The organism is Dietzia sp. NPDC055340 (assembly GCF_053645335.1).
The window spans coordinates 57795-73017 of sequence record NZ_JBSHML010000015.1 but is presented as its reverse complement, the minus strand read 5'-3'; the positions used below and the strand labels follow the sequence as shown (position 1 = coordinate 73017).

Sequence of the window (15223 nt, the reverse complement as noted above, 5' to 3'; positions counted from 1 at the left end):
GACCGGGAGGCGTGCGCATGACAGGTACCGACACGGCGGTCGAACCACGGCGATTCACCGTCGCGCGAGACGCCGGGGTGACGCTGGTCGGCGAGGTCTGGGAGCCGGCCGGGCCCGACGGCGCCGCGGTCGACGACATCCTCATGCTCCACGGCGGCGCGCAGACCCGCCACGCCTGGTCCCGGGCGGCCCGGCGGCTGGTCGGGGAGGGATACCGGGTCACCGCGATGGACGCGCGCGGTCACGGCGACAGTGACTGGGACCCCGAGGGCGACTACGACATCCACCGCATGGCCGAGGACCTCGACGCGATCATCGCCGATCGGTTCGTCGCACGGCGACCGGTCATCGTCGGGGCCTCGCTCGGTGGGATGACGGCCATGCTGTCGCTCGGTTCCGGCGCCGACGTCGCGAGGGCCCTGGTGCTCGTCGACGTCACCCCGAGGATCGAGGCGGCCGGCGTCCAGCGGATCGGGGAGTTCATGCGCTCCGGCTTCGACGGCTTCGCCAGCCTCGACGAGGCGGCCGATGCGATCGCCGCGTACCAACCGCACCGCAAGCGCCCGTCCAACACCGACGGCCTGCGCAAGAACCTCCGGCTCCGCGAGGACGGGCGGTGGCACTGGCACTGGGACCCGCGGTTTGCCGGCAACGCCTCCGCGGACAACGCCGAGATCGGCAACGCCTTCTTCGAGACCCTCGTGCCGAAGATCCAGCAGCCGACCCTTCTCATCCGCGGCTCCGCCTCCGACATCGTCAGCGACGACACGGTCCGGCACCTGCTCGAGTTGCTCCCGCACGCCTACACGATGGAGGTCCCCGAGGCGGGCCACATGGTGGCCGGAGACGACAACGCGGTGTTCCTCGACCAGCTCGAGTGGTTCCTCACCGAGATCGTGGGTACGCCCGGGGAATAACCCCGAACGGGCGGTGTTGGGACTGTCAGCGCCGGAAGGTCGTCGCGGACGCGGCCTGTCCGTAGGCTGGCGGCCACGGCATGACGGGACGAGAGTCGCCCCGTCCCGCAAGGAGGCATTCCCATGACCACCGTCGACATCACGACCGCCGAGTTCGAGCAGACCGTCACCGAGAACGACATCGTCCTGGTGGACTTCTGGGCAGAGTGGTGCGGCCCGTGCAAGGCGTTCGGGCCGGTGTACGAGAAGGTGTCGGGCAAGAACCCCGAGATCACCTTCGCCAAGGTCGACACCGACGCCGAGCAGCAGCTCGGCGCGATGCTGCAGATCCAGTCGATCCCCACGCTCATGGCGTTCCGTGAGGGCATCGCCGTGTTCCGCCACTCCGGCGCCATCCCGGAGCAGGCGCTCGACGATCTCGTCGCCCAGATCAAGGGTCTGGATATGGACGAGGTCCGCACGGCCGTCGAAGAGGCCCAGGCCCAGCAGGGCGACGCGCAGCCCTGATCCGGCCGCCGACCACTCGCGAGGGGCTCGCCGAGGTCTGACCGCGGCGGTCCTCCCGAGCGCTGGAACGTGTTCTAGGAAGCATGACACCCCGTGCCGATTAGGGGTTATCGTGACGAGAACACGTTTCAGTGCCGGGGGGATATCCGGCAGGTCCGAAAGGGAGCCGCATGAAGACCAAGGCTGTCATCGCCCGCGAGCTGGGCAAGCCGTTCGAGATCGTCGAGGCCGAACTCGACGGCCCCCACTACGGCGAGGTGCTCGTCAAGTGGAAGGTCGCCGGCCTGTGCCACTCCGACCTGCACATGCGTACCGGTGACCTGCCCGGCCGGCTCCCGATCGTCGTGGGCCATGAGGGCGCCGGCGTGGTCGAGGCCGTGGGCGAGGGTGTCACCCACGTCCAGCCCGGCGACCATGTCGTGGGGTCTTTCATCCCCGCCTGTGGCAAGTGCCCCGCCTGCGCGCGCGGCATGTCCAACCTGTGCGACGGCGGCCTCAACGGCACCTTCGGCGTGATGGCCGACGGTCGCTACCCGTTCGCACTCGACAACGGTGAGACCGCCGGTGCCATGTGTACCCTCGGCACGTTCTCGCAGTACACCGTGGCCAACATGAACTCGGTGGTCAAGATCCAGGACTGGATCCCCTTCGAGGTGGCCGCCCTGGTCGGCTGCGGCGTCACCACGGGCTGGGGTTCGTCCGTCTACTCGGCCGAGGTCAAGGCCGGCGACACGGTCGTCGTGTTCGGGATCGGCGGCATCGGTATCAATGCCGTGCAGGGCGCCAAGCACGCCGGAGCGCGCTTCATCATCGCCATCGACACCGACGAGTCGAAGCGGGCCAAGGCGATGGAGTTCGGGGCCACTCACTTCTACACCGACGCGGACGAGGCCAAGGCCGAGCTTCCCGGCCTGACGTGGGGCCTCATGGCGGAGAAGGCCATCATCACGATCGGCGTCGCCGATGCCAAGGTCACCTCCGACGCCGTCGACATGGTGGGCAAGCGTGGCGTCGTGGTCCTCACGTCGATGGGCGGACTCGACAACCAGTCCATCAACCTGACCGGCCTGTTCGTCTCCCAGTACGAGAAGGTCATCAAGGGCTCGCTGTTCGGCTCCGCCAACGCGTTCTACGACATCCCCAACCTCCTGAGGCTCTGGGACGAGAAGCAGATCAAGCTGGACGAGCTCGTCACCCACCGCTTCACCCTCGACCAGGTCAACGAGGGCTACGAGATGATGGAGGCCGGCGGCGACGGGATGGTCCGCGGCATCATCGTCCACGACGACTGACCTGGCGAGCGGCCCGTCCGGGCCGGGCGATACCTCTCGCGCTGGTCGCGCAGATATACCCCCGTGGGTACACTGGTCCTGCCGGTGGGCCCACGGGGGTCTCGCGTCTCCGCCGGCTCCGACCCGAGACCGGCGGCGATCCCGTGCCGCCCGGAATTTCTGAAGAGGTGCATTGATGGCGACGCTCGATCCCCGACAGCAGGTACTCAACAGACTGCGGCGTGCACGCGGCCAGCTCAACGCCGTGATCGACATGGTGGAACAGGAGAAGTCCTGCAAGGACATCGTCACCCAGCTCGCCGCGGTGTCCAAGGCGCTCGACCGTGCTGGATTCAAGATCATCAGCGAGAACATCCAGGAGTGCGTCATCCGTGAGGGCGAGCCGGACGAGAACGGCGTCACCCTCGACGAGCTGGAGAAACTCTTCCTCTCCCTCGCCTGACGGTCCGGCCGACCGGCTGACCTGTGTCCGCGCGCGCGGTATCGGATCGCACCACTATTGTCGGGGCATGACCTCACGCGCGCACGACGACTCCTTTCATGATCCGCGGACGGTGGCGCAGCGCCGCCTCGAGGCGATGGTGGGACGCGGGGAACTCTCGCTCTCGGAATTCTCGGACCGCGCGGCCAAGATCTGGGCCGCGACCTGTCCCGCGGAACTCGACGTCGCGCTCAGCGGCCTGCCCGCCGAGCCGGGTTACCCCGACGGCCTGCAGCCTCCGGCGCGCACCGCGTCCGCACAGCCCCCGGCGACGCGGCCGGGTTCGGCGATCACCGTCGACGAGAGCAAGAAGAAGACCTCGGTGTTCGACACCCTCAAGCGTGAGGGGCGGTGGCTCCTGCCTGACGACTACCGGCTCACCTCATGGATGGGGGAGATCTACCTCGACGCCCGCGAGGCGGTCGTGGATCGGCCGCGCACCCACGTCCAACTGGATCTGTGGGGTGCCAACGCGAAGATCCTGCTCCCGCCGGGGGTGTCGGTCTCGATCACCGGTAACCGCACCTGGTCGGAGCTCAAGATCGACGAGGGCAAATACGAGATCCACGGCGGGCCGCATCTCGATTTCGAGATCAACGGCTTCATGGCAGGGGTGAAGATCAAGATCCTCGCCGCGGGCGAGAAGATCCCCAAGGCGTGGAAGTGGTTCTAGCGCACGGCCGGGTCAGGACCGCCGGCGGCGCCACACCGTATGGCGATGCCGGATCGGGTTCTCGGCGTTGTCGTCGTCGTACCCGTCGACGCGGTTACGCGGATCGGTGATCCACTCGCCCACCTCGACCTGCTCCCACGCGCTGTGGCCCTGCGCGCCGGCCAGGTCGGGCGCGAGCACGGAGCCGGGGGCGTCGGCATCGATCTCGGTGACCAGGCACTCGTCGGCCGAACCGAGCGCGGCGGCGTAGACCTGGCCGCCGCCCATCACGGCGGCGTCGGGACCGGCCATCTCCAGCGCCTCGGACACAGACCCCGCCCGCTCGGCCCCCTCGGCCGACCACGCGCGGTCCCGCGTGCACACGATGTTCCGGCGGCCGGGCAGTGGACGGAAGCGTTCCGGCAGCGAATCCCACGTGGCGCGACCCATCACCACCGGCCGACCAAGCGTGGCCTGCTTGAAGAAGGCCAGGTCCTCGGGGATGTGCCACGGCATATCGCGGCCGTCGCCGATCACCCCGCCGCGGGCCTGCGCCCACACCATCCGCACCGTCATGTCGCGTCGCTCCCCGCTGCGGCCGCGGTCAGACCGCGACCGGGGCCTTGATGCCCGGATGGTGCTCGTAGCCCACCACTTCGAAGTCCTCGAATCGGTAGTCGAAGATCGAGTCCGCCTTGCGCAGGACGAGCTGCGGGTAGGGCAGCGGGTCGCGCGAGAGCTGCGTGCGGACCTGCTCGACGTGATTGTCATAGATGTGACAGTCGCCGCCGGTCCAGATGAACTCGCCGACCTCGAGACCCACCTGCTGCGCGACCATGTGGGTCAGCAGTGAGTAGGACGCGATGTTGAACGGCACGCCGAGGAACAGGTCGGCGCTGCGCTGGTAGAGCTGGCAGCTCAACCTGCCGTCGGCCACATAGAACTGGAACAGCAGGTGGCACGGCGGCAACGCCATGTTCTCGAGCTCGCTGACGTTCCACGCCGACACGATGTTGCGCCGCGAGTCCGGGTCCGTGCGCAGGAGGTCGACGGCCGAGGCGATCTGGTCGATGTGTTTCCCGTCCGGGGTGGGCCAGGAGCGCCACTGCACGCCGTAGACCGGGCCGAGGTCGCCCTCGGCGTCCGCCCACTCGTCCCAGATGCTCACGCCGTTGTCCCGCAGAAAGCCGACGTTGGAGTCACCACGCAGGAACCACAGGAGTTCATACGCGACCGACTTGAAGTGGACGCGCTTGGTGGTGATGAGGGGGAAGCCCTGCGTGAGGTCGTAGCGCAGCTGGTGCCCGAACAGGCTGCGGGTACCCGTGCCCGTGCGGTCGGACTTGGGGGTTCCCTGTTCCAGGACCAGGCGCAGCAGATCCTCGTACGGGGTGGGGACGGTCATGAGGGGCAGTCTACTGATCCGGCCACGACCTGCACTGTCGCGACCTGCTCGGGGCGGCGGTTCAGGGCTGCATCGAGGCGGCGGCCGCGAGAACCTGCTCGGTCATGTCCGGGCGGCACACGAGGATGTCGGGCGAGTAGGTGTCGGGTTTGTTGAACCGGATCGGGGTGCCGTCGACGCGGGATGCGTGCAGCCCCGAGGCGAGGGCGACGGCGACCGGCGCCGCCTGATCCCACTCGTTCTGACCCCCGGCATGCAGGTAGACGTCCGCGTCGCCCAGGAGGACGGACAACATCTTAGCGCCGGCCGACCCCATCGGCCGCACCGTCAGACCCAGGGAGTCGGCGACCGCGGTGACACCCGCCGGCGGGTTGTTCCGGCTGATCACCATGGTTCCGGACCGGGGGCCCTCGACGTGGTCGACCACGTCGGAGCGGAACACACGGCGGCCGTCGGGCAGGCCCACGGAACCGAGGGTCGGTCGGCCGTCCACGACCAGCGCGACGTGCACCGACCAGTCGGCGCGGCCGGTGGAGAACTCCTTGGTCCCGTCGACCACGTCGATGATCCACACGCGGGACTTGTCGAGGCGGGACCGATCATCGGATACGCCCTCGGAGAGCGTGCCGTCGTCCGGTCGGTGCACGGACAGCACCTCGTCGGTCCAGCACTGGGCGACCTCGTTGGCGACCCGCGCGAGCGACCGACCGTGCAACAGGCCGCCGGCGCGGGTTCCCCGGACGATGTCCCCGATACCGGTGGCGAGGTAGTAGGCGAGGTCGTTGTCGTCCAGATCGCGCATGCCCACACTCTACGGAGCCGGGCGGCCGACAGGTCCGTGTCGTAGTCGTACGCCATCATGAGTTCATGTCCGACGTACTGGACCGGTTCCACCCGGCCACCGCCTCGTGGTTCCGGGGCGTGTTCGGCGCGCCCACCCCCGCGCAGGAGGGGGCGTGGTCCGCGCTCGGCGGTGGTTCGCACACGCTCGTCGTCGCGCCCACCGGTTCCGGGAAGACCCTCTCGGCGTTCCTCGCCGCGCTGGACCGGTTGTTGCTCGGTGCGGGCGCGGCGGGGGACGAGCGCCCGCCCGGCACGCGCGTCCTGTACATCTCGCCGCTGAAGGCCCTCGCGGTGGACGTGGAGCGCAACCTCCGCGCCCCGCTCGCGGGGATCGCCCGCGAGGCCGCCGCACAGGGCGTCGAGACCGCCGGGATCACCGTCGGGATCCGGACCGGGGACACCCCGCCCGAGGAGCGTCGCCGCCAGCGCACCCGGCCGCCGCACGTGCTGGTCACCACGCCGGAATCACTGTTCCTGCTGCTCACCTCGGCCGCCCGCGAGACCCTGACAGGGGTCGACACGGTGATCATCGACGAGATCCACGCGGTGGCCGGGACCAAGCGCGGCGCCCATCTCGCGCTGAGCCTGGAGCGGCTCGACGAGCTGCTGGAGACGCCCGCGCAGCGGGTGGGGCTGTCCGCCACGGTGCGCCCACACGAGGAGGTCGCGCGCTTCCTCGCCGGAGAGCGGCCGGTGACCGTTGTCGCGCCGAGGTCGGACAAGCGCTTCGAGCTCACCGTGCGAGTGCCGGTCGAGGACATGACGGACCTGTCCGCGGCCGCGCCGGAGGTCGCCGCCCCACCCGGCACCGCGGGTCAGGGGTCGATCTGGCCGCATGTCGAGCGGCAGGTGGTGGATCTGGTCACCGCGCACCGTTCGACGATCGTGTTCGTCAACTCCCGGCGCCTGGCGGAGCGGCTCACGGCGCGGCTCAACGAGATCCACGCCGAGGACACGGACCCGGGGTCGCTGCCGGAACCGCCCGCGCGGCCGCCGGCGCAGATCATGGTGCCGTCCGAGGTCACGCGCGGTGCGCCGCCGGAACTGGCCATGGCGCACCACGGGTCGGTGTCCAAGGAGCGCCGCGCGATGATCGAGGACGCCCTCAAGTCGGGACGGCTCCGCGCGGTGGTGGCCACGTCCTCGCTGGAACTGGGTATCGACATGGGCGCGGTGGACCTGGTGGTGCAGGTCGAGTCGCCGCCGTCGGTGGCGTCGGGGCTGCAGCGCATCGGGCGCGCGGGCCACCAGGTGGGTGAGGTCTCCCGCGCCGCCGTGTTCCCCAAGCACCGCGCGGACCTGGTCCACAGCGCGGTGACGGTCGAGCGGATGCTGGCCGGCGCCATCGAGGAACTGTCGGTCATCGCCAATCCGCTGGACGTGCTGGCGCAGCAGACCGTGGCCGCGTGCGCCCTCGAGTCGATAGACGTCGAGGAGTGGTTCTCCGCCGTGCGCCGGACCGCACCGTTCGCGGGCCTGCCGCGGTCGGCGTTCGAGGCGACCCTGGACATGCTGGCCGGCAAGTACCCGTCCGCGGACTTCGCCGAGCTGCGGCCGCGGTTGGTCTGGGACCGCGACGCGGGGACGCTCACCGGGCGGCCCGGCGCCCAGCGCCTGGCGGTCACCTCCGGCGGGACCATCCCGGATCGCGGTCTGTTCGGCGTGTTCATGGTGGGGGAGAAGGCCGCCCGCGTCGGCGAGCTCGACGAGGAGATGGTCTACGAGTCGCGGGTGGGAGATGTGTTCGCGCTCGGCGCCTCCAGCTGGCGGGTCGAGGAGATCACCCACGACCGCGTGCTGGTCTCGCCGGCGCCGGGCGGGACCGGCCGGCTGCCGTTCTGGCTCGGGGACGACCAGGGGCGCCCCGCCGAGCTCGGGCGCGCGTTGGGTGGGTTCCTGCGGGAGGTCGCCGGTGGTGACGACTCCGCGGTCACCGATCGACTGTCCGCCGCGGGGCTGGACGTCAACGCCGCCACCAACCTGCGCCGCTACCTCGCCGAGCAGCGGGAGTCCACCGGGCACGTCCCGAGTGACACGACCCTGGTGGTCGAGCGCTTCCGCGACGAGGTGGGGGACTGGCGCGTGGTGCTGCACTCGCCGTTCGGCGCTCGGGTGCACTGGCCGTGGGCGGAGGCGGTACGCGCGCGCCTGTCCGCTGCGCACGGGTTCGACGCCGTACCGGTGGTGTCCGACGACGGCATCATCCTGCGGGTCCCGGACATGGGTGACGACGACGAGGTGGGCGCCCGCCCCGGAGCGGAGACGTTCGCGATTGACGCCGAGGAGGCGGTCGATCTCGTGACGCGGCATGTCGGGGGATCGGCGCTGTTCGCCTCGCGGTTCCGCGAATGCTCGGCCCGCGCGCTGCTGTTCCCGAGGCTGGACCCGGGGCGGCGGGCGCCGCTGTGGCAGCAGCGTCAGAAGTCGGCGCAGCTGCTCGACGTGGCCCGCCGGTTCCCGGATTTCCCGATGATCCTCGAGGCGGTCCGGGAGTGCCTGCAGGACGTCTACGATGTGCCGGCGCTGGAGCAGCTGCTCGGTGAGATCGCGTCTCGGACCGTCCGGATCGTCGAGGTGGACACCCCGTCGGCGTCGCCGTTCGCGCAGTCCCTTCTCTTCGACTACGTCGGGGCGTTCGTCTACGAGGGTGACTCGCCGCTGGCCGAGAAGCGGGCCGCTGCGCTGAGTATCGATCCCACACTGCTCGGCCAGCTGCTCGGTCGCGTCGAGTTGCGGGAACTGCTCGACGAGGAGGTCCTGGACGCGGTCGAACGCAGATTGCAGCATCTCGAGCCCGAGCGGGCCGCGCGGGACGCCGAGGCGGTGGCGGATCTGCTGAGGTTGCTCGGCCCTCTCACTGTCGACGAGATCGCCGCGCGGTCGACGGACGCGGGCGCCGTGCCCGGCTGGATCGACACGCTGGCCTCCGCCGGGCGCGCTGTGACCGTCGAGCATGCGGGGCGCACGTGGTGGGCGGGGGTGGAGGACGTGGCCCGCCTCCGCGACGGCCTCGGTGTACCCCCGCCGCCCGGGGTCCTCTCGGCATTCCTCGGTGACGTCGAGGATCCGCTCGGCGAACTCGTGCGCCGCTATGCGCGCACCCACGGCCCGTTCACGGCCGATGCGGTGGCCGGGCGTTTCGGCCTGGGCGTGGCCGTGGCCCGCGGGGTGCTCGATCGCCTGACGGCCTCCGGCGATCTGCTCGCCGGCGAGTTCCGGCCGGGTGCATCGGGGCCCGAGTGGTGTGACACCGAGGTACTCCGCCACGTTCGCCGCCGCTCCCTGGCGGCGCTGCGGAGTCAGATCGAGCCGGTCTCCCACTCGACGCTGGGCCGGTTCCTGCCTGGCTGGCAGGGGATGGGCGCGGGCGGCGGAGTCGACGCAGGTGCGGACGTCGACTCGGGCAGCGAGTCGGGGGTCGACGGCGTACTCGCGGTGATCGAACAGCTCGAGGGCGTGGCCGTTCCCGCGTCAGCGCTGGAGCCGTTGATCCTGGCCCGCCGGGTGCGCGACTATTCTCCGGCGATGCTCGACGAGCTCCTGGCCGGAGGCGAGATCATCTGGTGCGGGCGCGGTCGGGCGGGCACCCGCGACGGCTGGGTCTCACTGCATCCGACGGACACCGCCGGCGTCACTCTGCCCCTGGACCGGCCGCAGCCGGAAGGGGCGGTACACCTGGCGGTCGTCGATGCACTGCAGGGCGGGGCGCTCTTCTTCCGGGATGTCGTCGCCGCGGTCAAGAACCCGGCGGCACCGTCCGCCGGTGCTCCGAACGAGGAGAGCGGGGCTGCGGTGACCGAGGGGCCGGCGATCGATGGCGCGGCGACAGACGTCGCCGTGACCGAGGGTGCCGTCCGCGATGCACTGTGGGACCTGGTGTGGGACGGCGTGGTCACCAACGACACCCTCGCGCCGCTGCGTGCGGTGCTGGCCGGCGGTGGACCGTCGGGGACGGGCACCGCGCACCGTGCGTCACGATCGGCGGCCCGGCCACGTCGGGCGCGGCTGGGCCGGACCTCGATGGCACAGCTGTCCGGAGGGATGTCCGCGGGCATGCGCACCCCGCCCGCGCTGGCCGGGCGATGGTCACTCGTCCCCGAGCCGGTCACCGACGCCACCCTGCGGGCCCACGCGTGGGCCGAGACACTTCTGGCACGGCACGGCGTGGTGACCCGTGGCGCGGTCGAAGCGGAGGAGATCCCGGGCGGGTTCGCGGCCGTCTACAAGGTGCTCGCGCAGATGGAGGACGCCGGCCGGTGCCGGCGCGGGTACTTCGTCGAGGGGCTCGGCGCCGCCCAGTTCGCCGCCGGCAACACCGTCGACCGACTGCGCACACTCGACGACACCGCCGATGACACCACCTGGCCCTCGGGAACCGACGCCCCGGCCGTCCGGGTGCTGGCCGCGACGGACCCCGCGAATCCCTACGGCGCCGCGCTGCCGTGGCCCGCCGTGGTGAGCGCGACCGCCGGGGCCGACCCCGGGGCCGCCACCGCCGCCCGTCACAGGCCGGGCCGGAAGGCGGGCGCGCTCGTGGTGCTGGTCGACGGACTGTGCGTGTTGTTCGTCGAGCGCGGCGGTCGAACGGTACTCGTGTTCGACGACCGCGACGACGCGGTCCCCCTCGCGGCTACAGCGCTGGCCGCCTCGGTCGGTTCGGGGGCCGTGGGCCAGCTGACCATCACGACCCTCGGCGGTGACACGGTGCACGTCTCGCCCTATGCGGCGGCCTTCCAGTCGGCCGGATTCGGCATCACCCCCAAGGGGCTGCGCATCCGGCGGTGACCTCCGCCATGGCGGGTCGCCCGCCACATGCGTTAGAGTATGCGCATTGATGCATATGTCCCACGGTTTCCAGGACTGAGGAGGTGGCCGACATGGGCGCAGGACATGCACACGGAACCGGACATGCCGGGGCCCGCCACCGGGCGCGTTTGGGACTGGCGTTCCTCCTGACCGCCACGTTCTTCGTGGTCGAGTTGGTCGCGGGTCTGGTTTCCGGGTCGTTGGCCCTGCTCTCCGACGCCGGACACATGGGTGCCGACGTGGTGGCGTTGGGTGCCGCACTCGTGGCCACGGTCATCGCGGCGCGCCCCGACTCGACGGGTCGGCGCACCTTCGGCCATTACCGTGTCGAGATCTTCGCGTCCGGGCTGGCGGTGCTCATCATGCTGGGGATGGGCGTGTACGTGCTGGTCGAGGCCGTCGGAAGGATCGGCTCGGAAGCCACCGTCGCGACGGGCACCATGCTGCTCGTCGGCGTGCTGGGGCTGGTCGTCAATCTCATCTCGCTCTTCCTCCTGCGCAGCGGCCAGTCCGAGAGCCTGGCCGTGCGCGGCGCCTACCTCGAGGTGCTGGCGGATGCGGCGGGGTCCGTCGGGGTGATCGCCGCGGCGATCCTCATCCGGATCACCGGGTCGCCGGTCTGGGATCTGGTCGTGGCGGTCGCGATCGCCGTGTTCATCGTCGTCCGGGCGGTGGCACTCGGTCGGCAGGTCCTGGCGGTGCTGGCGCAACACGCCCCGGACGGCGTGAACCCCGCGGCGGTGGATGCCGACCTCCGTCACCTCGACGGCGTCGTCGAGGTCCACGACCTCCACCTGTGGACCCTGACCTCCGGCATGGACGTCGCCACCGTGCACCTCGTCGCGGACGTGGGCACTGACCATGCCGGGATGCTCGAGTCGGCTCAGGAGATTCTTCGTGACAGGCACGGTCTCGCGCATGTGACGGTTCAGGTCGAGGCCCGGGGCGCCGTGGCCTGCGGTCGGCCGGGTTGGTGAGCGGTGCCTGAAGGCGACACTGTCCACCGGGCGGCCGCACGGGCCCACCGGGTGCTGGCCGGCCGCACCCTGGATCGGGCCGAGCTCCGGGTGCCGCGATTCGCGGCGATGGATCTGGTCGGCCGCACCGTGCAGGGGGTCCGGTCCCGGGGTAAGCACCTCTTCGTCGTCGTCGGCCCCGACCGGTCTGGCCGCGACCCCGTGACCCTCCACATCCACCTCAAGATGGAAGGGCGCGTGCTCGTGCTCCGCGCAGGCGAGCGGTGGCGGTTCCCCGCACACACCGCCCGGCTCGTCCTGCGCGCCGGGGACGTGGAGGTGGTCGGCACCGAGCTCGGGTTGCTCCGCGCGTTGACCCCCGACGAGGCGGACGACGCCGTCGCGCACCTCGGCCCCGATCTCCTGGGCGACGACTGGGATCCGCGCGCGAGCACCGCCGAGGTCGTGCGGCGGCTGGAGGAGCGGCCCACGCGGACCGTCGGCGAGGCGCTACTCGACCAGCACAATCTCGCCGGCATCGGCACGATCTATCGCGCCGAGTTGTGCTTCCTCCGCGGCATCGATCCACGCGACCCCGTCGGGGCGGTGCCGGATCTGCCCGCCGTCGTCACCCTCGCGCGGCGGATGCTCGTCGCCAACGCCGATCGCGTGGTCCGGGTCACCACCGGCGACACCAGGCGCGGCCGCGAGCTGTGGGTGTACGGGCGCGACGGCCGGCCGTGCAGGCGGTGCGGGACGCTCGTGGAGACGTACCGACTGGGAGGTCGCGCGGATCCCGCCGAGCCCTCCGACTCGCTGGATCGCATCGCTTACAGCTGCCCGTCGTGCCAGCCCCGCCGTGCCACACTGGGCGCGGACCCGACGGAGGAGAACACGTGACCGATCGCAACACCATACTGATCACCGGAGCCAGTTCCGGACTCGGCGAGGGCATGGCCCGCCGGTGGGCCGCCCGGGGCAAGAACCTCGCCCTGTGCGCTCGGCGCCTGGACCGCCTGGAGGAGCTGCGCGACGAGCTCGTCGCGGCGAATCCGGCGATCCGCGTGGCGGTGCGGGAGCTGGACGTGGTCGACGGCGACGCCGTCGAGCGGGTCTTCGGTGAGCTCGACGACGAGTTGGGTGGCATCGACCGGTTCGTCCTCAACGCCGGCCTGGGCAAAGGGGCGTCCATCGGGACGGGCAAGGCCCATGCGAACCGCGAGACCGCCATGGTCAACGCGGTCGGCACGCTCAACCAGGCCGAGGCGGCCACGGCGCTGTTGCGGAAGCGCGGCGAGGGGCACCTGGTGTTCATCTCGTCGGTGAGCGCGCTCCGGGGGATGCCCAAGGCGCAGAACACCTACGGGGCGTCCAAGGCCTTCGTGTCGTCGCTCGCGCAGGGGCTGTACGCCGAGCTCGACAGCGCCGGAAGCGACATCACGGTGTCCGACATCCTGCCCGGGTACATCCGTACCGACATCAACCGTTCGGTCAAGACCGCACTCATGACCGAGTTCGACGAGGGGGTGGACGCTCTGGTCAAGACCATCGACGCCGAACCCGTCCGCGCGCTCGTGCCGGCGAAACCCTGGAGGGCGCTCGGGCCGTTGCTGACAGCACTTCCTGAGAAGATCAGCCGCCGCTTCGTCTGACCGCGGGGGTGGCACCGCCGCGGTGGTCAGCCCCCTTTTCCCGAATCGATGCTATCGGCATCCCGGTTCGAGTAGAAGTGATCCTTAATGCACAGCTGAGCGTGATGGCTACTGGACAGGGGAATCATGGAAGCTCTTGATCTGGCCCGATGGCAGTTCGGGATCACCACCGTTTACCACTTCATCTTCGTTCCGCTCACCCTCGGCCTCGCGCCACTGGTGGCGATCATGCAGACGATGTGGGTGGCGACCGGGAAGGAACACTGGCTGCAGCTGACCCGGTTCTTCGGCAAACTGTTCCTCATCAACTTCGCGATCGGCGTGGCCACCGGCCTCGTACAGGAATTCCAGTTCGGCATGAACTGGAGCGAGTACTCCAGGTTCGTCGGGGACGTCTTCGGCGCGCCCCTGGCGCTCGAGGGGCTGGTCGCGTTCTTCCTCGAATCCACCTTCCTCGGACTGTGGATCTTCGGCTGGACCAGGCTGCCGAAGCTCCTGCACCTCGCCTGCATCTGGCTGGTCGCGATCGCGGTGAACGTCTCCGGCTTCTTCATCATCGCGGCGAACTCGTTCATGCAGCACCCCGTCGGCGCCGTCTATGACGCCGAATCCGGGCGAGCGCGCCTGGAAGACATCGGGGCGCTGTTCACCAACCCCACCCTCCTGTGGGGCTTCCCCCACGTGATCACCGGTGGGTTCCTCACCGCCGCGACCTTCGTCACCGGGATTGCCGGCTGGTGGATGGTGCGCAGTATGCGCCGCGCCGCGGCGCTGCGGGCCTCGGCGCCTACCGCGTCCCGGGCCGGGGCGGGGTCGGGGAGCCACGCTGTGTCGGACGACGATTCGGCGCCGGGAGATGACGCGGCGCTGGACGAGGCGGCCGCCCTCGAGGACCAGGCCCGGAGAGTGTTCCGCCCGGCGACCCGCCTCGGCCTGCTCGCCATGGTGATCGCTGGTCTGGCCGTCGCCTACACCGGCGACGCCCAGGGCAAGCTCATGTTCCACCAGCAGCCCATGAAGATGGCCTCGGCCGAATCGCTGTGCCAGACCGAGACGGATCCGGACTTCTCCATCCTGACGATCGGAACTCACAACAACTGCGAGAGCGTCATCCATCTCATCGAAGTCCCGTTCGTCCTGCCCTTTCTCGCCGAGGGCAAGTTCGAGGGCGTGACCCTGCAGGGCGTCGAGAACCTGCAGGAGCAGTACGAGGAGCAGTTCGGTCCCGGAAACTACAAGCCGAACCTGTTCGTCACCTACTGGTCGTTCCGCGCCATGATCGGGTTCGCCGCCGGCTCCGCGGCTCTCGCCCTGGCGGGGCTGTGGCTCACGAGGCGGGGCCGGGTCCCCGACCAGAAGTGGTTCGGCTGGCTGGCGCTCATCGCGATCCCCACCCCGTTCCTGGCCAACAGCGCGGGCTGGATCTTCACTGAGATGGGCCGCCAACCCTGGGTGGTGCACCCGAACCCGACCGGTGTCGACATGATCCGCCTGACGGTGGACCAGGGTGTGTCCAACCATTCGGCTGCGACGGTCGTCACCTCGCTGGTCAGCTTCACCCTGCTGTACGCGGTCCTGGCCGTGGTGTGGTTCTGGTTGATGCGTAAACACGCGATGGCCGGACCATTACCAGGGGACTCACAGGTCCCGGGGCTCGATGGCTCCGATGACGAACAGCCCGACTCGCTCAACTTCGCCTACTAGGGGATAAG

General features: G+C 70.3%; 13 protein-coding genes. 10 read left to right on the top strand and 3 right to left on the bottom strand.

Annotated features, from left to right (window positions below):
* Window positions 1-17: 17 nt before the first annotated feature.
* The 5 genes from ACWIFB_RS12345 (at window position 18) to ACWIFB_RS12325 (ending at window position 3870) form a co-directional block, all read left to right on the top strand.
* The gene (locus tag ACWIFB_RS12345) at window positions 18-917 is read left to right on the top strand and encodes an alpha/beta fold hydrolase (RefSeq protein WP_454058386.1); all 900 of its coding nucleotides are present in this window, start codon (window positions 18-20) and stop codon (window positions 915-917) included.
* Between the two features lie 123 nt (window positions 918-1040).
* The gene (gene trxA / locus ACWIFB_RS12340; RefSeq protein ID WP_230931447.1) at window positions 1041-1424 is read left to right on the top strand and encodes a thioredoxin; all 384 of its coding nucleotides are present in this window, start codon (window positions 1041-1043) and stop codon (window positions 1422-1424) included.
* A gap of 170 nt (window positions 1425-1594) precedes the next feature.
* Window positions 1595-2716 carry an NDMA-dependent alcohol dehydrogenase gene (locus tag ACWIFB_RS12335; protein WP_230931446.1) on the top strand — a complete coding sequence of 374 codons (1122 nt, stop codon included), beginning with the start codon at window positions 1595-1597 and terminating at the stop codon, window positions 2714-2716.
* A 175-nt stretch (window positions 2717-2891) separates the two neighbouring features.
* Window positions 2892-3158, top strand: a complete 267-nt coding sequence (locus tag ACWIFB_RS12330; RefSeq protein WP_230931445.1) for a metal-sensitive transcriptional regulator — start codon at window positions 2892-2894, stop codon at window positions 3156-3158.
* A 67-nt stretch (window positions 3159-3225) separates the two neighbouring features.
* Window positions 3226-3870, top strand: a complete 645-nt coding sequence (locus tag ACWIFB_RS12325) for a DUF1707 SHOCT-like domain-containing protein (protein ID WP_452098640.1) — start codon at window positions 3226-3228, stop codon at window positions 3868-3870.
* Between the two features lie 12 nt (window positions 3871-3882).
* On the opposite strand, the gene ACWIFB_RS12320 is transcribed toward ACWIFB_RS12325, so the two are convergent.
* The 3 genes from ACWIFB_RS12320 to ACWIFB_RS12310 form a co-directional block, all read right to left on the bottom strand.
* On the bottom strand, window positions 3883-4425 hold the full coding sequence (locus tag ACWIFB_RS12320; RefSeq protein ID WP_452098641.1) for a dihydrofolate reductase: 543 nt from the start codon (window positions 4423-4425) through the stop codon (window positions 3883-3885).
* Window positions 4426-4453: 28 nt separating this feature from the next.
* Window positions 4454-5254, bottom strand: a complete 801-nt coding sequence (locus ACWIFB_RS12315; protein ID WP_452098642.1) for a thymidylate synthase — start codon at window positions 5252-5254, stop codon at window positions 4454-4456.
* 61 nt (window positions 5255-5315) lie between these two features.
* Window positions 5316-6056: a 3'(2'),5'-bisphosphate nucleotidase CysQ gene (locus ACWIFB_RS12310; protein ID WP_454058385.1), complete on the bottom strand. Its 741-nt coding sequence runs from the start codon at window positions 6054-6056 to the stop codon at window positions 5316-5318.
* Window positions 6057-6121: 65 nt separating this feature from the next.
* Between ACWIFB_RS12310 and ACWIFB_RS12305 the strand changes: the two genes are divergently transcribed.
* From ACWIFB_RS12305 to ACWIFB_RS12285, 5 genes are all read left to right on the top strand, one after another.
* Window positions 6122-10882, top strand: coding sequence for an ATP-dependent helicase (locus tag ACWIFB_RS12305; RefSeq protein WP_454058384.1), 4761 nt, complete (start codon window positions 6122-6124; stop codon window positions 10880-10882).
* Window positions 10883-10974: 92 nt separating this feature from the next.
* On the top strand, window positions 10975-11880 hold the full coding sequence (locus ACWIFB_RS12300; RefSeq protein ID WP_454058383.1) for a cation diffusion facilitator family transporter: 906 nt from the start codon (window positions 10975-10977) through the stop codon (window positions 11878-11880).
* 3 nt (window positions 11881-11883) lie between these two features.
* Window positions 11884-12759 (top strand): DNA-formamidopyrimidine glycosylase family protein, encoded by an 876-nt coding sequence (locus ACWIFB_RS12295; RefSeq protein ID WP_454058382.1) that lies wholly within the window; start codon window positions 11884-11886, stop codon window positions 12757-12759.
* The gene (locus tag ACWIFB_RS12290) at window positions 12756-13511 is read left to right on the top strand and encodes an SDR family oxidoreductase (protein ID WP_454058381.1); all 756 of its coding nucleotides are present in this window, start codon (window positions 12756-12758) and stop codon (window positions 13509-13511) included. Before ACWIFB_RS12295 ends, ACWIFB_RS12290 begins: the two co-directional genes overlap by 4 nt.
* Before the next feature lie 126 nt (window positions 13512-13637).
* Window positions 13638-15215 carry a cytochrome ubiquinol oxidase subunit I gene (locus ACWIFB_RS12285; RefSeq protein ID WP_454058380.1) on the top strand — a complete coding sequence of 526 codons (1578 nt, stop codon included), beginning with the start codon at window positions 13638-13640 and terminating at the stop codon, window positions 15213-15215.
* The last annotated feature ends 8 nt before the right edge of the window (window positions 15216-15223 follow it).